Origin of the sequence: Streptomyces sp. NPDC060000, from assembly GCF_042737375.1 — a bacterium.
Lineage (GTDB): Bacteria > Actinomycetota > Actinomycetes > Streptomycetales > Streptomycetaceae > Streptomyces.
The window spans coordinates 1-23096 of sequence record NZ_JBHWUU010000104.1 but is presented as its reverse complement, the minus strand read 5'-3'; the positions used below and the strand labels follow the sequence as shown (position 1 = coordinate 23096).

19 protein-coding genes and 2 pseudogenes are annotated in these 23096 nt (G+C 71.6%); 11 read left to right on the top strand and 10 right to left on the bottom strand.

Features of this window, described 5'->3' with window-relative positions:
• Positions 1-5: 5 nt before the first annotated feature.
• On the bottom strand, positions 6-1376 hold the full coding sequence (locus ACFWBB_RS37855; RefSeq protein ID WP_385282301.1) for a glycoside hydrolase family 43 protein: 1371 nt from the start codon (positions 1374-1376) through the stop codon (positions 6-8).
• 231 nt (positions 1377-1607) lie between these two features.
• Here ACFWBB_RS37855 and ACFWBB_RS37850 point away from each other — a divergent pair.
• A pseudogene (locus ACFWBB_RS37850) lies at positions 1608-2021 on the top strand (ankyrin repeat domain-containing protein); the annotation flags it as partial.
• Between the two features lie 7 nt (positions 2022-2028).
• On the opposite strand, the gene ACFWBB_RS37845 reads toward ACFWBB_RS37850, so the two are convergent.
• The 7 genes from ACFWBB_RS37845 to ACFWBB_RS37815 all read right to left on the bottom strand — a co-directional run bounded on the left by ACFWBB_RS37845 (position 2029) and on the right by ACFWBB_RS37815 (position 8867).
• The gene (locus ACFWBB_RS37845) at positions 2029-2646 is read right to left on the bottom strand and encodes an ATP/GTP-binding protein (RefSeq protein ID WP_385282298.1); all 618 of its coding nucleotides are present in this window, start codon (positions 2644-2646) and stop codon (positions 2029-2031) included.
• Positions 2633-2989 (bottom strand): DUF742 domain-containing protein, encoded by a 357-nt coding sequence (locus tag ACFWBB_RS37840; RefSeq protein WP_385282296.1) that lies wholly within the window; start codon positions 2987-2989, stop codon positions 2633-2635. The genes ACFWBB_RS37845 and ACFWBB_RS37840 overlap by 14 nt, the downstream gene beginning before the upstream one ends.
• Position 2990: 1 nt before the next feature.
• Positions 2991-3425, bottom strand: coding sequence for a roadblock/LC7 domain-containing protein (locus tag ACFWBB_RS37835; protein ID WP_171400121.1), 435 nt, complete (start codon positions 3423-3425; stop codon positions 2991-2993).
• 11 nt (positions 3426-3436) lie between these two features.
• A complete protein-coding gene (locus ACFWBB_RS37830) occupies positions 3437-6157 on the bottom strand; it encodes a nitrate- and nitrite sensing domain-containing protein (protein WP_385282293.1) in 2721 nt (906 codons plus the stop codon).
• A gap of 60 nt (positions 6158-6217) precedes the next feature.
• Complete coding sequence (locus ACFWBB_RS37825; RefSeq protein ID WP_385282291.1) at positions 6218-7234, bottom strand: substrate-binding domain-containing protein; 1017 nt, start codon at positions 7232-7234, stop codon at positions 6218-6220.
• A 506-nt stretch (positions 7235-7740) separates the two neighbouring features.
• Positions 7741-8202, bottom strand: coding sequence for a DUF6114 domain-containing protein (locus ACFWBB_RS37820; protein WP_385282288.1), 462 nt, complete (start codon positions 8200-8202; stop codon positions 7741-7743).
• Complete coding sequence (locus ACFWBB_RS37815; RefSeq protein ID WP_385282313.1) at positions 8202-8867, bottom strand: DUF6230 family protein; 666 nt, start codon at positions 8865-8867, stop codon at positions 8202-8204. Before ACFWBB_RS37815 ends, ACFWBB_RS37820 begins: the two co-directional genes overlap by 1 nt.
• A gap of 680 nt (positions 8868-9547) precedes the next feature.
• Here ACFWBB_RS37815 and ACFWBB_RS37810 point away from each other — a divergent pair.
• A complete protein-coding gene (locus ACFWBB_RS37810) occupies positions 9548-10183 on the top strand; it encodes a Tat pathway signal sequence domain protein (RefSeq protein ID WP_385282285.1) in 636 nt (211 codons plus the stop codon).
• Positions 10184-10258: 75 nt separating this feature from the next.
• On the opposite strand, the gene ACFWBB_RS37805 is transcribed toward ACFWBB_RS37810, so the two are convergent.
• Positions 10259-11203 (bottom strand): lytic polysaccharide monooxygenase, encoded by a 945-nt coding sequence (locus ACFWBB_RS37805; protein WP_385282282.1) that lies wholly within the window; start codon positions 11201-11203, stop codon positions 10259-10261.
• A 158-nt stretch (positions 11204-11361) separates the two neighbouring features.
• On the opposite strand from ACFWBB_RS37805, the pseudogene ACFWBB_RS37800 reads away from it, so the two are divergent.
• The 8 genes and pseudogenes from ACFWBB_RS37800 to ACFWBB_RS37765 form a co-directional block, all read left to right on the top strand.
• Positions 11362-11658, top strand: a pseudogene (locus ACFWBB_RS37800) (proprotein convertase P-domain-containing protein); the annotation flags it as partial.
• Between the two features lie 474 nt (positions 11659-12132).
• Positions 12133-12783 (top strand): ScbR family autoregulator-binding transcription factor, encoded by a 651-nt coding sequence (locus ACFWBB_RS37795; protein ID WP_385282279.1) that lies wholly within the window; start codon positions 12133-12135, stop codon positions 12781-12783.
• A gap of 89 nt (positions 12784-12872) precedes the next feature.
• Complete coding sequence (locus ACFWBB_RS37790; RefSeq protein ID WP_385282276.1) at positions 12873-14150, top strand: damage-control phosphatase ARMT1 family protein; 1278 nt, start codon at positions 12873-12875, stop codon at positions 14148-14150.
• Positions 14151-14351: 201 nt separating this feature from the next.
• On the top strand, positions 14352-16574 hold the full coding sequence (gene cyc2, locus ACFWBB_RS37785) for a germacradienol/geosmin synthase Cyc2 (protein WP_385282273.1): 2223 nt from the start codon (positions 14352-14354) through the stop codon (positions 16572-16574).
• A 75-nt stretch (positions 16575-16649) separates the two neighbouring features.
• Complete coding sequence (locus ACFWBB_RS37780; RefSeq protein ID WP_385282270.1) at positions 16650-17285, top strand: PDZ domain-containing protein; 636 nt, start codon at positions 16650-16652, stop codon at positions 17283-17285.
• 108 nt (positions 17286-17393) lie between these two features.
• A complete protein-coding gene (locus ACFWBB_RS37775) occupies positions 17394-18023 on the top strand; it encodes a LysE family translocator (RefSeq protein ID WP_385282267.1) in 630 nt (209 codons plus the stop codon).
• A gap of 177 nt (positions 18024-18200) precedes the next feature.
• Positions 18201-19328 (top strand): aminopeptidase P family protein, encoded by a 1128-nt coding sequence (locus tag ACFWBB_RS37770; protein ID WP_385282264.1) that lies wholly within the window; start codon positions 18201-18203, stop codon positions 19326-19328.
• Between the two features lie 52 nt (positions 19329-19380).
• Positions 19381-20349, top strand: a complete 969-nt coding sequence (locus ACFWBB_RS37765; protein WP_385282261.1) for an aminoglycoside phosphotransferase family protein — start codon at positions 19381-19383, stop codon at positions 20347-20349.
• Between the two features lie 22 nt (positions 20350-20371).
• Here the strand turns inward: ACFWBB_RS37765 and treZ are convergent, their stop codons facing one another.
• Positions 20372-22117, bottom strand: a complete 1746-nt coding sequence (treZ, locus tag ACFWBB_RS37760; RefSeq protein WP_385282258.1) for a malto-oligosyltrehalose trehalohydrolase — start codon at positions 22115-22117, stop codon at positions 20372-20374.
• A 165-nt stretch (positions 22118-22282) separates the two neighbouring features.
• Here treZ and ACFWBB_RS37755 point away from each other — a divergent pair, with 165 nt between their 5' ends.
• Positions 22283-22834: an FHA domain-containing protein gene (locus ACFWBB_RS37755; protein ID WP_385282255.1), complete on the top strand. Its 552-nt coding sequence runs from the start codon at positions 22283-22285 to the stop codon at positions 22832-22834.
• Positions 22835-23096 lie beyond the last annotated feature (262 nt).

The window sequence follows — 23096 nt, the reverse complement described above, 5'->3', positions numbered from 1 at the left end:
CCCGCTCAGTAGCCCACCCAGAACGTCGCGTCCTGCTTCTCGCTCGCCGTCGAGACCGGGTCGATGCGCAGTACGTAGTTCGAGTGCCGGATGTAGCGCGTCGGGTTGTTGTACGAGCGGAACGAGGCCCACGCGGAGTCCGCCAGACCCGCCGTGCGGTAGAACGTCGCGTCACCGGCGAACGTCGAGGTGCCGTCGTTGACGTCGAGCTGGAGCTGGTAGTTGTAGTGCCTCAGGTACCGGGTCGGGTAGTTCACCGACTGGAAGGAGACCCCGGAGCTGTCGGCCAGGCCGGGGACGAGCTTCCACTCCGCGTCGGTGTACAGGTCGAAGGGGTACGTGTCGATGCGGCCGACGTAGTTGGCGTGGCGGACGTACCGGTCCGGGTAGTTGTAGGACTTGAGCCGGTTCCAGGCGGGTGCGCCCCACTTGGCGACGAGATTGCTGTACTGGGTTCCGGTGATCGTCGTGATGCCGCAGTGCTTGGAGTTCACCGGCTGGGTGTACGTCTTCTGGTCGAGCGCGGTCCAGGTGCCCGCCGACAGGTCGGTGGACTGCCAGGCGTAGAAGACGCCGTTGGGGGTGTACGTGTCTCCCCAGAGCCACCAGGTGCCGGAGGTCAGCGACTTGACGAGGGTCGGCGCCTCGGTGCCGCCGTGCGCAACTCCCGTGTTGAAGACCGTGAAGCTGCCGGGGTCGAGGGAGCTGGACCGCGCGCCCACCAGCGTCTGGTCCTTCTTGAAGTAGAGGTAGTTGACGCCGTTCACGCCCACGGCCATGTCGCCGTCGATCACGTCGTAGCCGGGGTCGAAGAAGACCTGGGGCGCCGAGGCGGTGACGAAGTCGGTCGTGTAGTTGACCATGATCACGTTGTGGCCGCTGTCGTTCACGGCGGAGTAGATGAGCGCGTACTGTCCCCGGCCCGCGTCCCAGAACGCCTCCGGTGCCCAGCAGTGGGTGTTCATGTCGTGCAGCTTCAGCCGGTGGTAGCCGGTGAAGGTGCGCAGGTCGGTCGAGGTCCACACGTGCACGTACTGGCTGACGTAACTCCAGTCGGTGCCCTTGAGATCGGTGGCGAGCACCACGAAGGTGCCGTCCTGCTTGCGCAGGATGAACGGGTCACGCAGCCCCAGCGCGCCCTCGGTGGGCGTGACCACGGGGTTGTTCTGGTTCAGCGGCATCCACTGCAACCCGTCCGTGCTGACGGCCAGGTGGAGGCCGTAGTCGGAGCCGGCGCCGAGGCTGGTCGTTTCGGTGAAGTAGCTCATCACGTACGCCGAGTCGGCCGCGTGGGCGGACGGGGTGCCGAGGGTGAGAGCCAGGGGGACGGAGGCGGCCGCGCCCAGGAAGAGGCGGCGGGACGGGTTGGGGGTCATGTGCGCTCCAGGGTATGCGGGGTGCCCTTTGGTACCGACCGGTTGTGCCCTTTGCCACCGACCGGTGGTTCGAAATGTCGAACTCGGTTCGGTGAATCGGTCAGAAAGTAGGGGCGCGGGGGGAACAGGTCAATCACTGGGACACGCTTGGCGGTTTTCCGCCTTGTACCTGTGCGCGGCCCATGGAAATTCCGGCGATCCCGCCGACGGGCCGGGCTAGTCTCGGCGACCGTGAACAGGAGACGGCGCAAGAAACTGACGAAGCGTCTGATAGCGGCGGCGATGTGCGGGGGAGGCCCTCGGGTCGATCTGCTGCTGCGGGCCGGCGCCGACCCCGCGGCCGCCGACGCCGACGGAACAACCCCGTTGTACGCGGCCTGCGTTCAGGGGGACGCCGACACCGCGCGCCGACTGCTCGCGGCCGGTGCGCCGCCCGACGCCGAGAGCGCGGGCCCGGGCGCCGAGGGAACACCCCTGTGCGCGGCCGCCTGCTGGGGCCACACCGACACGGTCCGCACCCTCCTCGCCCACGGCGCCGACCCCGACCTCCGCGAGGACCAGGGCACCGGCCGGACGCCGCTCGAGTGGGCGGCCGCGGGACCGTACCCGCAGACGGTAGCCGTACTGCGGGCAGCGGGCGCCCGCCGACCCCTCAGCGGGCCGGGCTCGGACGGAGTTCGACGTCCTCGATCAGCCGGTCGATCAGAGCGATCAGTACGTCCCGGCACGACTCCCGCTCCCGCGCGTCGCACAGCAGCACCGGAACACGGGCCGGCAACGCCAGCGACTCCTTGATCTCCTCCGTCGGATACGGGTGCAAGCCGTCGAAGCCGTTCACCGCGACGACGAAGGGGATGCCCCGGCGCTCGAAGAAGTCGATCGCGGCGAAGCTGCACTCCGGGCGTCGCACGTCGAGGAGCACCACCGCCCCCAGGGCGCCGATCGCCAGGTCGTTCCACATGAACCAGAACCGCTGCTGGCCCGGGGTGCCGAAGAGATACAGCACCAGGTCGTCGCCGATGGTGATCCGCCCGAAGTCGAGCGCCACGGTGGTGGACCGTTTCTCCTCGATGCCCTTCAGGTCGTCCACGTCCAGCCCGGCGACGGTCAGCGGCTCCTCCGTGCGCAGCGGCGCGATCTCGCTGACCGCGCCGACCATCGTGGTCTTGCCGACGCCGAAGCCGCCGGCGACGAGGATCTTCACCGTGTCGGGTGCCGCCGCCGGCTCGGTGCTGAGGGCGGTGGAAGCGGTGGAATCAGATCCGGCCAAGGCCGTCCCTCACTTTCTCCAGCAGATCGAGATCCGGGGTGCCGGTGACGGGCCGGGGCGGCCGGGCCGTGATCAGGCCCGCCTCCAGCAGATCGCAGAGCATGATGACGACCACGCTCACCGGCAGGTCCAGATGGGCCGCGACCTCCGCCACGGCGAGCGGCCGGGCGCACAGCCGCAGGATCCGGGTCTGCTCCGGCTGCGGCCGTGCGGACCGCTCGGGCGGCGGGTCGACCGCGGTGACCGTCGTGATGAGCGTGAAGTCGGCACGGCTGGGCCGGGTCCGGCCACCGGTGAGGGTGAACGGCCTGACGAGTCGGCCCGCTTCGTCGCCTCCGCTCACCTCACCCGCCGTTGGTGCGGACGGCGGGACCGACATGGGCCCGCGGCGCCGCGCTGAGGTGCTCGCCGATCTTCTTCACCAGCATGTTCATCTGGTACGCCACCACGCCCACGTCCGCGTTCTTCCCCGCCAGCACGACGAGATGGGCTCCCGGGCCGGCCGAGGTGAGGATCAGATAACTGTTGGCCATCTCGATCAGTGCCTGGCGCACCGGGCCGCCGCGGAAGTCCATGCTGACGCCCTTGCTGAGGCTCATCAGGCCGGACGCGGTCGCCGCCAGCCGTTCGGCGTCCTCGCGCAGGAAACCGGTGGACTTGCTCACCACCAGACCGTCCTCGGAGAGTACGACGGCCTGGTTCACGTCGGCCACCCGGTCCACGAGACCGGTGAGCAGCTGGTCGAGCTGGGCGTTGGTGCCGGGGATGGAGCGTGTCATCGCGAAGTCCTTCATGAGCGGTCGGCGGGGGGTGTCGGGGTCTGGGAGGGGCCCGCGGTGGTGACCGGCGGCCAGGGGGCCTCCTCGGCGGGTGCTTCCGCAGGGTCGGTGCGCGGCCCGTCGGCGTCGGCGTGTGCTCGCAGCGTGCCGCGCTGGAAACCGGCGAGGGAAGAGGCCGCACGCTCCGCGGTGAAATCGTCCGGGAAACCGTCCTCCTCGCCGACGGGGGCGGAGTCCTCGCGCAGCTCGGTGGCCAGACTGGTCTGCGGAACCCTGCGGGGCAGCGGGGTGAGACCTTCGTGCCCAGCGGCCGCCCCCCGAGCCGGGGCCGGGACCGGAGCCGGGGCGGTGACAGTCGCCGCCCCGCCCTGCCGGACGCCCCCGTCCCCGTCCGCGGTGTCCGGCGTACCGGACCCGGCGGCTGGGCCAACGGCCGCACCCGCCGGGCCCGCTGTCGAGGGAGCGGCGGCCTGCGAGGTGCGCACCGAGCCGAGCCGGCTGAGTGATGGGTCCCACCCACCGGCGGAAGGGGCAGGCGGGGCGGACGCGGACGACGGGCTTCCCACCGCAACCGCGGCGCCCCGCGTCCTGCGGGAACCGCGGGAGGCACCGGAACCGCGCGAGTTGCCGGAAGTGCCGGGACCGCCGGAACCGCCGTCGCTCTCCCGCTCCGCGTCCGGCGCGTCCGGCGTCTTCGGCGCGTCCTGATCGGGTGACGGGAGGTCCGTCTCCGGGGAGGGGGAACCGGCGGTGTCCGGCTCGCCGGGATCACCGGCCGCCGGGGTCGCCGCGTCCGGGGCCTCGCGGACCACGATGTCGTGCGGGACCAGCACGATCGCCGTGGTCCCGCCGTAGGGCGACGAGCGCAGGGTGACGGCGATGCCGTGCCGGGTCGCGAGCCGGGCGATCACGAACATGCCCAGTCGCAGGTCGTCGGCGAGCGCCACCACGTCGAACTGCGGAGGGACCGCCAACTGTGCGTTGAACGAGGTGTAGTCCTCCTCGGACATGCCGAGGCCGCGGTCCTCGACCTCGATCGCCAGGCCCCTGGCCACCAGAGTGGCCCGTACCCCGACCGGGCTGGGCGCCGGCGAGTAGGACGTCGCGTTGTCGATGAGTTCGGCGAGCAGATGGATCACGTCCGCCACGGCGGGCGGGGCGATGTACACCTCCTCCTCGGTGTGCACCTCGGCCCGCCGGTACTCGGCGACCTCCCCGACGGCACTGCGCAGGATGTCGATCAGCGCCACCGGCTCCGTCCAGCTGCGCCCCGGCCGGCCGCCGCTGATGATGACGAGGTTCTCCTCGTAGCGGCGCAACTGGCTTGCCGTGGAGTCCAGTTCGTACAGGCCGTGCAGCACGTCCGGGTCCTGGTGCCGCCGCTCCAGTGCGTCGAGCTTGCTGAGCTGGAGGTTGACCAGGTTCTGGCTCTGCCGGGCGATGCCGAGGATGACCTTCTGGAAACCGCGCCGGGTGTCGGCGAGTTCGACCGCGGTGTGCACGGCGGTGCGCTGGGCGGTGTTGAACGCCTTCGCCACCTGGCCGAGTTCGTCGTCGCCGTAGTCCAGTGGAGGGGCCGCCGAGTCCACGTCGACGGTCTCGCCCCGGTCCAGCCGGGCCACGACGTCGGGGAGCCGTTCGTGTGCCAGGCTCAGCGTGGCCATCCGCAGCCCGTGCAGCCGCCGGGACAGCGAGCGGGTGATCCGCCAGGACACGCCGACGCACAGCAGCAGGGCGACGAGACCGCCGGCGCTCAGCGAGGCGGCCGTGATGAGCAGCTGACCCGCCTCGTCCGCGCTGCGCCGGAGCAGCGCCGTCGTCTGGAGCCGGATCAGGCCCGAGTACTGGTCGGAGACCTCGATGAGGGCGGCACGCCACTCCTTCTGCACGTCCGGCAACGCGACGTCACCGTTCTCGCTCTGTTTCGCCCGGGCCGCCAGCACCCTGTCCTCGACGGACTGCAGGATCTGCCACTGGTAACTCGTCAGGATCTTCTCGGTCTGCGCCTTCGCCGTGCCGGTGAGCGAGGGGACGATCTGGTCCTGCACGAGCCAGCGCCGGGTGTTCACCAACTGGGCGAAGGCGGCCCACGTCTTCTCGTCCATCCGCTTCCCGGGCCCGGCCAGCGTGAGCTGCAGATCCTCCTCGGAGACCAGTTCGGCCGCGTGCTCCAGGGCGACCAGGGGGCCGGCCTGGGAGGTGAGGTCGCCGTCGTCGACCTGGGAGAGCTCCTGGAAGGCGTGGATCTGGTCGTCGATGATCGAGGTGTACTGGTCCAGTGCCTGCGCGGCGGTGATGTCGGTGGGATCGTCCACCTGGCCCCGGTAGTACTCCAGGCTGCCCACGGAGGCGACGACCGAGTACAGCCGGTCCCTGACCCGGGCGGGCGCCTGCTGGATGTCGTCCGACCGGTCGACGAGCTTGGCGACCGCCGCGTCCGTCCTCTTGCGCTGGGCCTCCAGCGCGGCCCGGGAACCGGCGGGCCGCGAGGCCAGCCACACGGCCGACAGGCTGCGTTCCTGCTGGAGGGTGAGCGTCGCCTCGGTGCCCATGGCACCGGTCGACCGGCTCAGTTCGGTCTGCGCGCGCAGTCGCAGCCCCTCCTCGAACATCTGGGTCGTCGTCACACCCCACATGGCGGCGAGGGTGACGCTTGGCACCAGCGCCAGCAGGATCAGGGAGAGACGTATGGAGCCGAGACGTCGGCGCCGGGCACCTGTCCGTGGAGACATAGTCGTCCTAGGGCGATCAGCGAGGGGGAGGGGGAGCGGGGGAGGGAGGAGACGGCCCGGTCAGCGGGTTCCGGCGGCGGCGAAGCGGGCGACTTCGGCGACGTTGGTCTTCGTGACGAAGGCCGGACCCGTCAGCACGGGCGCCACACCGCCGCCGCTGAGGTTGCCGTTGGACTTGTAGAGCCAGAGCGCGTCGACGGCCAGATAGCCCTGGAGATAGGGCTGTTGGTCCACCGCGAACTGCACACTGCCGTCGCGGACGGCCGCCACCAGATCCTCGTTGAGGTCGAAGGTGGCCACCTTGGCCCTGCTGCTCGCCTGGTCGGCCGCCTGCACCGCGGCGAGCGCGAACTGCGCGCCGTTGGTGATGACTTCGTCGATGTCGGGTTCCTGGCGGAGGCGCGCAGCCACGGTGGTGGTCACGGCGTCCATGTCCGTTCCGTCGACGTAGAGCATCTCGGTCCCGCCGGTGAACGTCTTCTTCACGCCCGCGCAGCGCGCCTCCAGGGCGATGTTGCCCCGCTCGTGGATCACACACAGGGCGTGCTTGGCGCCGAGGCCGTCGAGCTTGTCCCCGACGGCGCGGCCGGCGACGCTCTCGTCCTGGCCGAAGTACTCAAGAAGTCCCGCCGGACGCCAGGCATCGATACCGGAGTTGAGCCCGACCACCGGTATGCCGGCCGCCTTGGCCCGGGCCACCGGACTCTTCATGGCCCGCGGTTTGGCGAGGGTCACCGCGATGCCGTCGACCCGGTCGCCGATCGCGTCCCGCATCAGCTCGGCCTGTCCGTCGGCGTCGGAGTCGCTGGCGTAGGTCAGATCGACGCCGTCCTTGGCGGCCGCGGCCTCGGCGCCCTTGCGCACGAGTTCCCAGAAGGCGTCACCCTTGGCGCCGTGGGTGACCAGAGCGACCTTGATCCGGTCGCCCGACCGGCCCGCCGTGTCCAGGTCCGGGCCGGAGGACGTGGTGGCGGAGCAGCCGGTCAGCAGGAGGAGACAGCAGGCCGCCGTCAGGGCGGTGGGGCGCACGGGCCCGAGTGGGCCATGAGCGGATCTGGCGGGGAGGGGAGTGTTCATGGGGGGCTGCACCTCGCTGTGCGGCAGTGCGGGGAGGACGGGCGAGCATCGCCGGAGCGAAGGGATGCGCACCGGCGAGAGGGGATTCGTTGGCTCGGAGCCAACCGTGTGTGACCGCTGGTAGTCAAGTGAGCAGCCACGTGGTGGGAGGTGCGGCTGCCGCATTGTGATCCAGGACGGAGGGGTGACGACGCAAGGGAGCATATCCGCAGCTGAGTTGACTGGTCGTCAATCCTCGCGCGCCGCGACGTGGGTCGTGATGTTCCCGTGGTGGGCGACCGCCGTGCCGGCCCGGTCGGGGTGCCGGTGGCCGAACCGGGTGAGGCCGGGGTGACCGCGTGGAGACCGGTGACGGACTTCGCGGCCCGAGCCCTTCGCGGGGGCGCACCGAGAAAAGGCCGGCGGGGCCGGGAGCGGCCTGCTGTGCGCAGGTCGTCCCGGCCCCGCCGGTGAAGGACGTACAGCCGTGTGTCACGACCGCGGATCGGATCCGCGGGTGTCCCGTGTCAGGCGGGTTCGCCCGCTCCGGACAGGGGGCCGTCCTTACGGACCGACTCGGCGTGCAGCTCGGTCCCGGCCTCCTTGCGCTCCTGCCGGCGGCTCTTGCGCGGCTCCTGGTCGGGCAGCCAGCCGAACGAGATGCTGCTGCCGACGGCCCCCAGCAGGAGACCGACGACGAAGCCGCCGATGTTCGACGTGAGCCAGGTGCCCAGGGAGAGCAGGATGGCGATGATCGAGTAGAACAGCCGCTGGGTCGGGTTGAAGAGGATCAGCAGACCGCAGACCACCATCAGGGTCGGCAGGAGGTATCCCGCCAGGCCCTGCATACCCACATGAAGGATCACCGGGAGCGGCGCCTTCATGGTCACCAGGATCTCGGCGCCACCCAGGACGAGCAGCACGCCGCCCGCGAAGGGCCGGTGGCCTCTCCACACCCGGAAGCGGTCCCGCCACTGGGTGAGGGTCATTACTTGCAGCCCTCGCTCGAGAAGCTCATCTTCAGTCCGGGAAGCTTGAAGACGGCCGCGGTGGCCGCGTAGTTGTGCTGGTACAGGTGATTGATGACGACCGTGTCCGCCTGCTGGCCGTAGACACCCGCGGGGCCCTGGATCGGGACCTTGTCGAAGGTGCTGGAGTCGCGGCCGATCTCGATGTTGTTGAACTCGGCGTCGCCCGAGATCTCGTCGGAGTCGATGGCCAGGTTCTTCACGCTCACCGGGGTGGACCCACCGCCGGCCCGGAGGATGAGCTGGATGCCGCCGAGGTCGACGCTCTGGCACATGTTGGTGATCTTGCCGTTCTTCACGACCGAGGTGACGACCAGGACCTGGCCGCCGGTGTCGCCCTGGTTGGGGCTGTTCTCGATCATGTTGTCCAGGCCGCCGAACTGTGCGAAGCCCTGACCGTCGAGCCTGTCCGCGGTGACCACGAACGGCATCCCGGAGATCGCGAACTGCACACCCAGGGCGCCCTGGGCGGTGAGGACCGCGAGTCCCGCGGCGATGAAGGTGGCGGGCACCGCCATGACGGCGGCCCGGCGCAGCCGGACCCGGCCGCGTCTCTCTGCGGAACCGCTTTCGGGGTTCTCGGGGGTGTTGTCGGCGGACGAACTGACGTCCGGGGACGAGGCCATGTCTGCTCCCATGCGCTAAGTCGTGCGGGTTGCGCTTCCGTGGCACGTTGTCCTGGCGCGGACAGCGGCTGCCGCGTACGCCTCCTCGCAACTCCCGGAAGCCGCAAGGGCTTTCTGGTTACGCAGCAGTAGCCGACGAGGAAGTTACCGATGGTTACACCGGCCGGTCAAGGGAGATGTGGAAAAAGAGTGTTCATTATGTGCCAACCTGCGGGCCGTACGTCCCCGCAGGCGCTCGCATATATCTGCTGGACCATCAACTTGCTCTCATTGTATTGACGTTGACTGTCCATCAGGTCTACAACTCTCCCTGGCTCAGCCGGGATCCGTGGCGCCGGATCCGCAGCGCGGCGACACCGCCGCGCTCCCGGACGCTTTCAGCAGGTACGGGCCACTCGGTCCGTGCTCGATCCCTACCCGGCACCGGTACGACCGCTTCCCCCGGCGGGCCGCGACCGGTCGCCCCTCGCCGCCCGGCCCGGCCGGAGTCACTCACCAGTGCCTACGACCGGTCACCGGCCGGCCGCCGTTGCCGGTCCGTCACGTACGGAGAAGGCGTCACGGGCCGGCATCGGCGGACGCCGACCCGCGTCCCCTCCTGTCGCGATCAGCGACGCGCCGGAGCCCCCCCCCGCACGACCAACCCCCCGAAAAGCCCCACTTGAGAAAGAGGCACCCGCATGCGCACTCGCTCCCTCCTCGCCCTCGCCGGTACTGTCGCCGCGCTCTCCCTCACGGCCGTCACCCCGGCCTCCGCGGCCGGCGCGGTGCTGACGACCGCCAATGGCGACGTCGCCGTCGGTGACGTCCTCAACGCCTCCCTCGCCACGGGCACGGCCGCCACGCTGTACTCCAGCGCGACCGGCACCAGCGGCGTCTCCTGTGCCGCCTCCGGGTTCAGCGCCACCGTGACCGGCAACCCCACCGCGCCCGGCACGGCCACCGAGTCGCTCACCTCGCACACCTTCGGCAGCTGCACCGCGAACGTCATCGGCGTGCTCGGCGTCACCGGCGTGACGGTCAACAACCTCTCCTACACCACGAGCGTGGCCTCGAACGGCACCGTCACCGTGACGCCGGCGAGCGGCTCCACCATCCAGACCACGGTCGTGCTGCGCACCCTGCTGGGCAGCATCAACTGCGTCTACCAGGCGCCGAGCCTGACCGGCACGGCGAACAACGCCGACAACAGCATCAACTTCACCAGCCAGCAGTTCACCAAGACGTCCGGCTCGTCGCTCTGCTTCGCCAACGGCTACTTCACCGCCAAGTACTCCCCGGTGACCGACGCGGGCGCGGCCGTCACCGTCAACTGAACACCGTCACATCAACTGAGAACAGTCGGCGCGGCTGATCGGCGAACTCACAACCGAGCACCGTGCGAACGGGGTTCAGCGCCGACGCAGGCGCGCGACCAGGGCGGCGCCGCCGGTGAGCACCAACACCGCCGCGGCGCCGCCCGCCAGCATCGGAGCGGACGGCCCGCCGGCCCCGGACGTGGACGCCACCGGGGTGCTCCGCGGACCGGCCGCTGCGGCCTTCGCGGGTGCGGCGCCGGACGCGGTCGACACCGACGGACCGGCGGACGGCGAGCCGGGCGCCGCGCTCGCGGACGCCGTGGCCCCGGCCGAGGCGGGCGCCTTCGTCGTGGCCCGGCTCTTCGGCTTGCTCTTCGCCCCGCTCTGCGAGGCCGCATCCGGGAACACCACGTCCGAGCACGAGTAGTAGGTGTCGGGCGTGCTGCTGTTCTGCCAGATCGTGTAGAGCATCTGACGTCCCGTCCGGTCGGCGGGCAGCTTCGCCGTGAGGTGGTAGGCGCCGTTCGTCAGAGCCGGGTCCTTGACCTCGGCGAACGGGCTCGCCGGCAGCTCGGACCAGGTGAGCGGCTTCGACGGGTCGTAACCCGGCTTCGTCAGATACAGCTTGAACGTGCCGGTGTGCGCGATCGTCGAGGCGTACGTCATGCGCAGCGTCCCGCCCGGGGTGAACCGGGTCGACGGCCAGTCGGCGCGGGCGAGGTCCAGCCCCTTGTACGCGGGCAGACCGCCGCTGCACAACTTCCCGTCGGGAATGGTCTGCCGGTCGCGGCCGTTCACGTTCGCCACCCGCAGGTTGTCCCATGCGGCGAAGGACGTGCCGTTCGCGTCGACGGCCGCCCGGCAGGCCGCGGTACTCGCGTCGGCTCCGCCCTCGGGGGAGCACGCGTACACCCGGCTGACCGGGTCCGTGGGGGCGCCGTGCGCCTGGGCAGGTCCGGCGGCCCACAGGCCCAGCAGAAGCGGGCTCACGGCGGCGGCCGCCAGGGCTGCGGTGCGTTGTGCGGTCGTGCGGGGCATCGGGGACGTCTCCTCGGCCGGCGCGGTAGCGGTCTGTTGTCAGTACGGGAATCCGGCCCGGCGCGTTCAGCACACCGCCCCGGCTCCGTCGTGCCGCCCGCACGGGAGCGATCCGGGGCGTTCACCGGCCGATCGTGTTCGGCAAGGGTGGGTTTCCGGCCGTCGAGTCCCCGATCGCCGTCAGCGGTCGCACGGGCAACGCCCCGACCGGCCTTCAGGTCGGTGTGGACATCACCCACACCTACCGCGGTGACCTGGTGATCGACCTTGTCGCGCCCGACGGCACCACGTACCGGCTGAAGGCGGCCAGTTCCTCGGACTCCGCCGACAACGTCAACACCACCTTCGCGGTGGACGCTTCCGGCGAGACCGCCAACGGCACCTGGAAGCTGCGCGTCCAGGACACCGCGGCGCAGGACACCGGCAAGCTCAACGGCTGGCAGCTGACCTTCTGAACGGACCCACTGTCGCCGCGTGCGACGAACGGGCGGGCCGGCCGGTGTGGATGGACACCGACCGGCCCGCCTCGCGTCTGTCTTCGGCAAGGACACATGTTTCGACAGACCGGGAAACAAACCGGTCGCCTCGTACCGTGCGACCGACCGGAAGAGCGGTCTGTAGGGTGCCTGGGGAACCTCGGTACGCGGTGACACGTGTCGCCCGGGTGCTCCGACCTCCCGGCCCCAGGTGTCCACAAGCGGAAACCGCGCAACCCGTCTCTTTCATTTCCTTCTCGATTATGCCTCCGGTACGTTCTCTGTGGCAGGCTTCCGCCGGTGGGCCAGCAGCGGCGCACAAGTCGGGGGAGTGTGCGGGCTGTCGACGGATTTCACCCCTTGGCCACACCGTCGTACGGTGAGCTATTGTGTACGGGGGGTAAGAAAAAACGGCATGTCCCGTTCGTTACCGGCCCGGGAGAGTACCAGTCGATGGCGAGGCAGTTACGCGCCGAACAGACCCGCACGACGATCATCACGGCCGCCGCCGACCTGTTCGACCGGCACGGCTACGAGTCGACAAGCCTCAGTGACATCGTCGCGCACGCCCATGTCACCAAGGGCGCCCTCTACTTCCACTTCGCGGCGAAGGAGGATCTGGCCCACGCCATCATGGAGTTGCAGTCCTCGGCCGCACGCCGGATCGCCGGTGAGATCGACGACCGTGGCTATGCCTCCCTCGAGGGCCTGATCCGCCTGACGTTCGCCCTGACCCGGCTGTCGGTCGAAGGCCCGATCGCCCGGGCCGGTCTGCGGCTCGCCACAGGCGGAGTGGCCGTCCGGCCGCCCCTGCCGCATCCCTTCGCCGAGTTGATGGACCTGATCTCCCGTCGGGTCGGCGGCGCGCTCAAGGAGTCCGACCTCCATCCGGACGTCGACGTCGACGCCGTGGCCCACTCCCTGGTCTGCTTCTTCGTCGGCACCCGGGTCGTCGGCCGTACCCGTGAACCCGCCGGCCGGCTGCCCCGCCGGATGGCCGAGATGTGGCACGTCCTCATCCGCGGCCTCGTACCGGTACCACGCCGACCTCGCTATCTCAGCCTCGCCGCACGGCTGGAGCGGGAGATCATGGCGGTGGTGTGAGGGGCGCGTCGCGTGGTGCGAGGGGCGCGCAGCCGCGCCGCTTGTGACGGTCGGCCCCGGCGGTACGCCCCCGGGATACGGTGAGCCGCATGTCCGACACCCCCGCGCCGCCCGTGATCCTCGGCAATGAGCCCGGCTCGTTCCCCCACGGCGTGCTGGCCGAACGGCATCCGGCGATCATCCGGCAGGTCCGGGACGCGTTTCCCTACGGCCCGGACGTCCACCGGGGCCTGGACGCTCTGCTGGAGAACTGCACCAAAGGTGTGATCGAACCGCTCCCCGACACGGCGCCCGACCGCGACCGGTGGCGGAGCTGGGGTCTCGACGAGTACGTCGGCCGATCCTGGTTCGACGTGCCATGGCTGTGGTCCGAGAGTTACTTCTACCGCCAACTCCTCGACACCGTCGGGTACTTCGGGGTCGGCCCCTGGCAGGGCATCGATCCGTTCCGCCCCTTCAAGCTCGCCGAGCTCGACGCGCCGGAGACCGACGAGGAGTTGAGCGTGCTGGACACCCTCGAGGCCCGCCCGGTCGGCGAACGGGCCCGCGCCCTGCTGCACGGATCCCTCTGGGGCAATCGCGCCGACCTGGGCTTCCGGCTCTCCGACGCCGAGGCCGAGGAGCGAGCCGCCGTACCGGGGCTGGTCGCCGACGACAGCGAGAAGCTGTGGTCCCTGCTCCCGGACACGGATACCGGCACCGGCACCGGCAATAGCACCAGCACCGGCACCAGTGACACCAGCAGCGGCACCGGCATCGGTAGCCGGGCCGGGACAGGTTCCGGTCCTGGTTCCGGCACGGTGTGTCTGGTCGCCGACAACGCCGGCCGCGAGCTGATCCCCGACCTCCTCCTGGCCGCGCACCTCCTCGACCGAGGGCGGTGCGGCCGCGTCGTGCTGCAGGTGAAGCCGTACCCGTACTACGTCTCCGACGCCACGACGGCCGATGTCGTCGACGCGCTCAGGAAGCTGACGGGCGCGCCGGGAGCGGCCGCGGACCACGGCCGACGGCTGTGGGCGGCCATGGCCGACGGGACCCTCACGGTCCGCGCCCACCCCTTCTCCGCAGGTCCGTTGCCCTACGCGGCGATGCCCGACGACCTGCGGGCCGAGTTCGCGGCGGCCTCCCTGACGATCGTGAAGGGCGACCTCAACTACCGCCGCCTGGTGGGTGACAGCCGGTGGAACCCGACGACTCCCTTCGCCGACGTCACCGCGTACTTCCCCGGCCCGGTCGCGGCCCTGCGCACCCTGAAGTCCGAGGTGATCACCGGTCTGGACGCCGGCACGGAGGCCGCACTGGTCGCCGCCGAGGGGCAGCGCTGGCGCACCGGAGGAACGCACGCGCTGATCCAGGTGCGGGAGTGACACCGGTGAGCGGCGCGACTCCCACCGCGCGGCCGTGCCACCGGCACCCGGAGGGGCCAGGCCGGCCCGAGAGGTGACCAGGGTCCACACGCGCGTACGCCAAGTCCCGTACGTTTCAGGGCATCGCGCCCGATTCACGCGATGGTGTGATCATGTGCCGCCCCGCGGATGACAGTTGGAACCCCCGGGTAGGGCCCGGCCATGACGCAACCGTTCGAACTCCCGCACTTCTACCTGCCGCATCCCGCGCGCCTGAACCCGTACGTCGAGGAGGCGCGGGCCCACTCGACACAGTGGGCGCGCGACATGGGCATGCTGGAGGGGTCCGGGATCTGGGACCAGTCCGACCTGGAGGCGCACGACTACGGCCTGCTCTGCGCCTACACCCACCCCGACTGCGACGGCCCCGCGCTGTCGCTGATCACCGACTGGTACGTGTGGGTGTTCTTCTTCGACGACCACTTCCTCGACATGTTCAAGCGCACCCCCGACCGCGCCGCCGGCAAGGCCCATCTGGACCGGCTGCCGCTGTTCATGCCGCTGGACCTGGCGACGCCCGTGCCCGAGCCGCGCAACCCGGTCGAGGCGGGCCTGAAGGACCTGTGGGCGCGCACGGTGCCGGCCATGTCGCAGGACTGGCGCCGCCGTTTCGCCGTGGCGACGGAGCACCTGCTCAACGAGTCGATGTGGGAGCTGTCCAACATCGACGAGGGGCGGATCGCCAACCCCGTCGAGTACATCGAGATGCGGCGCAAGGTGGGCGGGGCGCCCTGGTCGGCGGGGCTCGTGGAGTACGCGACCGCCGAGGTCCCGGCCGCCGCCGCCGGGTCGAGGCCGCTCAGGGTACTGATGGAGACCTTCTCCGACGCCGTGCACCTGCGCAACGACCTGTTCTCCTATCAGCGCGAGGTGGAGGACGAGGGCGAGAACAGCAACGGCGTGCTCGTCCTGGAGACGTTCTTCGGCTGCACCACCCAGGAGGCCGCCGACGCCGTCAACGACATTCTCACCTCGCGCCTCCACCAGTTCGAGCACACCGCCTTCATCGAAGTGCCCGCGGTGGCCCTGGAGAAGGGCCTCACGCCGGACGAGGTCCTCGCGGTCGCCGCCTACACCAAGGGCCTGCAGGACTGGCAGTCCGGCGGCCACGAGTGGCACATGCGCTCCAGCCGCTACATGAACAAGGGCGCCGCCTCGGACGCCCCCTGGCAGAAGCTGACCGGCCCCGGCACCGCCGCCGCCGACGTCGGCGCGCTGCTCGCCTCGGCCGCCTCGGGGGCACCTCCCACGCCTTCCGGGCAGTGGGGGAGGCTGCGGGCGTACGCGCACGTGCCGTTCCAGAAGGTCGGCCCGTCGCTGCTGCCCGACTTCCACATGCCCTTCCAGGTGGAGCTGAGCCCGCACCTGGAGGCCTGCCGCCCGCGCCTGACGGCCTGGTCGCACCGCATGGGCATCCTGGAGGAGGGCGTCTGGGACGAGGACAAACTCGCCGCCTTCGACCTCCCGCTGTGCTCGGCGGGCCTGGACCCGGACGCCACCCCGGAGGCGCTCGACCTCAGCGCCCAGTGGCTCGCCTGGGGCACCTACGGCGACGACTACTACCCGCTCGTCTTCGGCAACCGTCGCGATCTGGCCGCCGCCCGCCTGACCACGGCCCGGCTGTCCGCGTGCATGCCCGTCGACGGCGAGGAGGCGCCCGTCGTCCCCGTCAACGGCATGGAGCGCGGCCTGATCGACCTGTGGGCGCGCACCACCGCCGACATGAGCCCCGACCAGCGGCGCACGCTGCGTGAAGCGGTCGACGTCATGACCGAGAGCTGGGTGTGGGAGCTGTCCAACCAGCTACAGAACCGCGTCCCCGATCCGGTCGACTACCTGGAGATGCGGCGCGCCACCTTCGGCTCCGACCTCACGCTGAGCCTGTGCCGCATGGGCCAGGGCCCGGCCGTCCCGCCGGAGGTCTACCGCAGCGGCCCGGTCCGCTCGCTGGAGAACGCCGCCGTGGACTACGCGTGCCTCACCAACGACGTCTTCTCGTACCAGAAGGAGATCGAGTACGAGGGTGAGATGCACAACGCGATCCTCGTCGTGCAGAACTTCTTCGGCTGCGACTACCCGACCGCGCTCGGCATCGTCCACGACCTCATGACCCAGCGCATGCAGCAGTTCGAGCACGTCGTCGCGCACGAACTGCCGGTCCTCTACGACGACTTCGACCTCTCGCCCGAGGCACGCGAGGCGATGGGGCACTACGTCGGCGACCTGCAGAACTGGCTGTCGGGCATCCTGAACTGGCACCGCGAGGTCGACCGCTACAAGCCGGCGTACCTGGCCCGCCGCACCCACGGCTTCCTGCCGGACTTCGCGCCGACGGCACCGGTGCCGCCCGTGACGTGCGGCGCGAGCCTCCCGTACCGCTTCTGACCCTGGGGCAGTCTCACTCGTTCGTGGCTCGTGGTGCGCTCGGCCGCCGGGTAGATCACCAGCCGGAGGCGATCCATGGAACAGACAGCGTTGCGTCCCAAGCCCATGCCGGGTTCCGAGTCCGGTGGCGGGTCCGGGCCGGGTGGCCAGGGCCGGCGTCCGCACGCCGCGCGCCGTCGCGGCCGACGGCTGACGACCCTGCTGGTCGGCCTGTTGGCGGGCACCGTCCTGGTCCTGTCCGGCGTCGGGCTCGGCACCGTGGGGACGACCGTGATCGGAATGAGCAGACTGGCCGAGCTTCAGCGGCAGGCGGGGCCGGGTGCACAGGGCGCTCCGGGGACCGGTTCCGCCCCGGGCGGGCCGAACCCGACCCGGCCGTCCGGCTCGTCCGGCTCGTCCGGCTCGTCCGGGTCGTCCGAGGTCCCCACCGTGTCACCGCGCCCGCCCGACGCCACGCTGGGCCTGGAGGCCGTGGACGCAGGGAAGAGGGGCGCCAGGATCGTCGCGGTCCACATTCCCGGCCCCGGCTACACGGCGGGTCTGGTCCGCGGCGACGTGCTGCTGAAGTTCGGCGGCACCAGGATCGGCTCGGCGACCGACCTCGCCCGGGCGGTCGACGAGGCCCACCCGGGCAGGGCGGTAGTACTGACGGTGCTTCACCGCAACGGTGGATACAGGAGGTTGACGGTGGTCCCCGGCGTCGTCACATGAGAGGGACACGAGCCGGTCGCCCAAGCCGCCGGGCCGCCGACGCCCACCCGTCGGTACGGGCGGCGAACCACTGGCCACCGCGGACCCCGGCAGGCCACCATGAGCGCCATGCCGACCTCCCTCCTGGCCTTCCTGGGCGCCTGCACGCTCGTCGCCGCCTCACCCGGACCCAGCACCCTGCTCATCGTCAAGCAGTCGCTGCGCAGCCGCCGCTCCGGCTTCCTCACCGTGCTCGGCAACGAGACCGGCGTGTTCGTCTGGGGCCTCGTCGCCGCGTTCGGCCTGACCGCCCTCCTGACGGCTTCCCAGGTGGCCTACGCCGTGCTGCGCGTCGTGGGTGCCGTCGTGCTGGTCTGGTTCGGCGTCCAGGCGCTGCGGCAGGCCCGCCGTACCCAGGACGACGGCGCAGCGGGCGAGGGCGGCTGGGAGGGCGTCGAGCAGAGCGGCTGGGCCTCCTACCGGGGCGGGCTGCTGCTGAACCTCGCCAACCCGAAGGCGGCCGTCTTCGCCCTGTCCTTCCTGCCGCAGTTCGTGCCGGAGGGCGCCCCGCACCTGCCGGCCATGGTGGGGCTCGCCGGGCTCTGGGCGGTCTACGAGGTCGGCTACTACACCCTGTACGTGTGGTTCGTGGGCCGGATGAAGGCGGTGCTGTCCCGGGCCGGCGCGCGCCGCCGTCTGGAGCAGGTGTCCGGCGGTGTCCTGCTGCTCCTCGGCCTGCGCATGGCCGTGGACGGCTGACGCCCTCCGGACGGCCAGGACGCCGCCCGTGGACGTCCACCGGGCCGGCCGCCGCCCGAAACCCTCGTCAACCGGCTCGCGCGTCCCCCTCCGTACGGGCAGGATGCTGCTCGTGGTCGTCTCCGCGTCGCCACGTCCGTCACACGTCAGTCGCCACGTCCTTTCTGGGAGGCCCGGATGACCGGCACCGCCCCCGCGCCCTTCGGCGCCGACGACTACCGGGCCCGCATGGAGCGCGCCGCGCGGGAGGCCGCCGACGCCGGACTCGCCGGACTCCTCGTGGCGCCCGGACCCGACCTCGTATGGCTCACCGGCTACGCGCCCACCGCCGCCACCGAACGGCTCACCCTGCTCGTCCTCACCCCGGACCGGGACCCCGTCCTGGTCGTGCCGACGCTCGAGGCCCCCGACGCCGCGAAGGCGGCCGGCGCCCCGGCGCTCACCCTGCGGGACTGGACCGACGGCAAGGACCCGTACGCCGCCACCGCCGCCCTGCTCGACACGGGCGGCCGGTTCGGGATCAGCGACAACGCCTGGGCGATGCACCTGCTGGCCCTCCAGAAGGCGCTGCCCGCTGCCTCCTACGCCTCTCTCACGGAGGCCCTGCCGATGCTGCGCGCCGTGAAGGACGCGGCGGAGCTGGAGCTGATGGCGGCCGCGGGAGCGGCCGCGGACGCGACGTTCGAGGAGATCCGCAGGGTTCCCTTCGGCGGGCGCAGGGAGACGGAGGTCGGCGCCGATCTCGCCGACCTGCTGCGCCGGTTCGGGCACTCCCAGGTCGACTTCACCATCGTCGCCTCCGGGCCGAACGGCGCCGATCCGCACCACGAGGTCGGCGACCGGGTCATCGAACACGGCGACATGGTCGTCCTGGACTTCGGCGGGCTCAAGGACGGCTACGGCTCCGACACCTCCCGCACCGTGCACGTCGGTGAACCCACCGACGAGGAGCGCCGGGTCCACGACCTCGTGCGCGAGGCCCAGGAGGCGGGCTTCCGGGCGGTCCGGCCCGGAGTCGCCTGCCAGGAAGTCGACCGGGCCGCGCGTGCCGTCATCGCCGACGCGGGCTACGGCGAGTACTTCATCCACCGCACCGGCCACGGCATCGGAGTCACCACCCACGAGCCGCCGTACATGATCGAGGGCGAGGTACGGCCCCTCGTGCCCGGCATGTGCTTCTCCGTGGAGCCCGGCGTGTACCTGCCGGGCCGGTTCGGCGTGCGCATCGAGGACATCGTCACCGTCACCGAGGACGGCGGCCGCCGCCTCAACGACACCACCCGCGAGCTGGTCATAGTGGGCTGACCCACCCTCCCCAGGAGTCCCCGGTATCCCTCCGAACGGCAACGGCGCGACCATGACCCAGGCACCGACACCCACCGCGGACACCGTCCGCCGACTGGTACGCGCGCTCATCGAGGAGGGCGGCGCGAGCCGCTCGGGACCGGAGGTTCGGCCCGTCGTGGAGGGCGGCGCGCCCGCCACCTGGTGGGTCGGCGCCCACCATGTGCTGCGCCTCGCCACCGACCGCGAGACGACCCTGCGCCGCCGTCGCGAACTGCGGCTGCGCGACCTCGTCCGCCCGCACGTCCCGGTCGCCGTACCCACCAGCGTCGCGCACGGCGAGTGGGCGCCCGGGCTGGTGTACACCCTCGACACCAAACTGCCCGGCGGCACCGCCGAGGAGCACGACGTGTCGGCCGTCGGCGAGGCCGACCTGGCCGGGCTGCTCAGCGGGCTGCGCGAGGTGCCGCCCCGGCAGGCCGAGGCGCTCGGTGTGCCGCGCGCCGCCCCACGCTCGCTCGAGGCGCTGCGCCGGATGGCCGTGGCCGTCGCCCAACGCCTCGCCCGCGCCGACGAGTTCGACCCCGTCCGCCTCCACCAGCTCACCCCGCCCGGCGCGGCCCAGCTCGCAGCCCAGCCGGCCACCGCCGTCCTCGTCCACCACGCCCTGCGCGGCGAACACCTCGTGGTGAGCGCCGACGGCCGGGTGCGCGGCGTCCTCGACTGGACCGGCGCGGTTCTCGGGGACCCCGCCGAGGACATCGCCGGGCTGGCCCTCGCCGTCGGCTCCGGCGCCGCAGTCCGCGCCGCCACCCTCGCCGGTTACGGAGCCCGCCCCTGTCTGCGCGGTCTGTGGCTGGCCCGCTGCGACACCGTCGTCCGCCTCGCGGGACGTCTCGACGGCCGCGCCACCGGCCCACGGGACGCCGAAGCGCTCGCCCTGCCACGGACCCAGCTGCGACGGGCCTGGGAGGCGATCCTGCTGGAGCGCGTGACGGAGTTCCGCGAGGAGGGGGAGGGCGGGCCGGACGAGGAGCTGTGAGGGGCCCTTCGGCGGGTCCTCCTCACTCCTGCTCCAGCACCACGCACGACTCGCCGGGCACATGCAGCAGCCCGTCCCGGCCCGGTACGTCCACCGGATCCCAGGCGGCGAGCACACGGGCCGGGCGCGGGCCCAGGGGGATCGCGGCCGGCTCCCTGCCGAGGTTGACGGCCACCCGGACGTCACCGCGCCGGAACGCCAGCCAGCGGGCCTCCGCGTCGTGGGCGACCTTGATGTCGGCCAGGTCGGGGTCGGTGAGGTCCGCGGTGGCGTGCCGCAGCGCGATCAGCTCGCGGTACCAGGCCAGCACGCGCGCGTGGGGCTCGCGTTCCGGCTCGGACCAGTCCAGACACGAGCGCTCGCGGGTCGCGGGGTCCTGCGGATCGGGCACGTCCTCCTCGGCCCAGCCGTGCGCCGCGAACTCCCGCCGCCTGCCCCGCCGCACGGCCTCGGCGAGCTCCGGGTCGGTGTGGTCGGTGAAGTACTGCCAGGGCGTGCCCGCCGCCCACTCCTCGCCCATGAACAGCATCGGCGTGAACGGGGCGGTCAGCGTCAGCGCGGCCGCGCACGCCAGCAGGCCGGGGGAGAGGGACGCCGAGAGACGGTCGCCCTGGGCCCGGTTGCCGATCTGGTCGTGGGTCTGGCCGTACCCGAGGAGCCGGTGCGCGGGCAGGCGGGCGCGGTCCAGCGGGCGGCCGTGGCGCCGGCCCCGGAAGCCGGAGTACGTCCCGTCGTGGAAGAAGCCGCCGGTGAGGGTCTTGGCGAGCGCGGCGAACGGGGCGCGCGCGAAGTCGGCGTAGTAGCCCTGGGACTCACCGGTGAGCGCGGTGTGCAGGGCATGGTGGAAGTCGTCGTTCCACTGGGCGTGCAGACCCAGGCCGCCGTCGCGGCGCGGCGTGATCAGCCGTGGGTCGTTCAGGTCGGACTCGGCGATCAGGAACAGCGGCCGGCCCGTCTCCGCGGCCAGGGCGTCCACCGCCGACGACAGCTCCTCCAGGAAGTGGTACGCGCGTGTGTCCGCCAGCGCGTGCACCGCGTCCAGCCGCAGCCCGTCGAGCCGGTAGTCGCGCAGCCAGGCCAGCGCGCTGCCCAGCAGGTAGGCGCGCACCTCGTCCGAGCCGGGCGCGTCCAGGTTGACGGCGGCGCCCCAGGGCGTGTGGTGCGTCTCGGTGAAGTACGGGCCGAACACGGGCAGGTAATTGCCGGAGGGGCCCAGATGGTTGTGCACCACGTCCAGGACGACGCCCAGACCGAGCGCGTGGGCCCGGTCGACGAACCTCTTCAGCGCCTCGGGACCGCCGTACGGCTCGTGCACCGCCCAGGGCGCCACCCCGTCGTACCCCCAGCCGTGCCGGCCCGGGAAGGAGCACAATGGCATCAACTCGACGTGGGTCACACCCAGTTCGGCGAGATGGGCCAGGCGCTCCGCGGCCGCGTCCAGCGTGCCCTCGGGGGTGTACGTGCCCACGTGCAGCTCGTACAGGACCGCGCCCGGCAGGGGGCGGCCGGACCACTGCGCGCGCCACTCGTGGCGAGCCTGGTCGACGACCGCGCTCAGCCCGTCCGGGCCGTCCGGCTGGCGGCGCGAGCGGGGGTCCGGGCGGACGGGTCCCTCGTCCACCGCGAACCCGTACCGCGAGCCGTCCGAGGCCTCCGCCTCGCCGGTCCACCACCCCGCCCGATCCGGATCGCGCTCCAACGCGCGGGTGACGCCGTCGCACTGGAGCGTCAAACGTTCGGCCTGCGGTGCCCACACCTCGAACTGCACGGACGGTTCCCCTTCGTCTGTTCACGGTGATGTAGCCCGTCCCGTCCATCGTGCTCCACGCGAGGTCAATCCGCTTTTGGAACACTCCCATTGGCGGCACGCGCGTGTGCCGGGCGTTTCCGCGTCTTCTGGACACCCGGGGCCCGCTGACCGACAATCACCACCGTGACGTCGTCTTTCGAGTTCAACACGTACCCCGCGCGGCTGTCCGACGTGGAGCGCGACCGGGCGCTGAAGGTGCTGCGTGACGGCGTCGCCATGGGGCGGCTGTCGCATGACACGTTCATCCGGCGCATGGAACTGGCCCTCGTCGCCCGTCGTACCGACGAGCTCGCCGTGCTCACCGCCGACCTGCCCAAGGAGAGCCGGTTCTCCAAGGCCGTCTTCGGCACCGTCGAGGCGGTCTCCGGCTTCACCGTCCGGGTGCGACGAGCCTGGCAGGCCGAGCGGCTGCCCAAGCTGCTGCTGCCGCACCCCGGCACCGAGCACGCGCTGCGCATCGGCCGTGACCCCGCGAGCGGCCTTCGGCTGACCCACGAGAGCGTCTCGAGGGTGCACGCCGAACTCAACCGCCAGGGCGGCCTGTGGGTCCTGCGCGATCTCGGCTCGACCAACGGCACCACGGTCAACGGACGCCGGGTCATCGGCGCGGCCGTGGTCCGCGAGGGCGACCAGGTCGCCTTCGGCCGAATGGCCTTCCGCCTCTCGGCGAACTGACCCACTGAACCAACCCGCGGACCGGCGTCCCTCGTCGACCGGCGTCCCTCGCGGGCCGGCCTGCCGCCGTCGGGCAGGCTCGTTCCCGTCGGCCGGTCCGTCCGCCGTGCGATCCGGTCCGTCTGCCGACCCGAGTCGCTGAGCCGACGGCGACCAACCCTCGGGCTGGCGTCCCTCGTCGACCGGCGTCCCTCGCGGGCCGGCCTGCCGCCGTCGGGCAGGCTCGTTCCCGTCGGCCGGTCCGTCCGCCGTGCGATCCGGT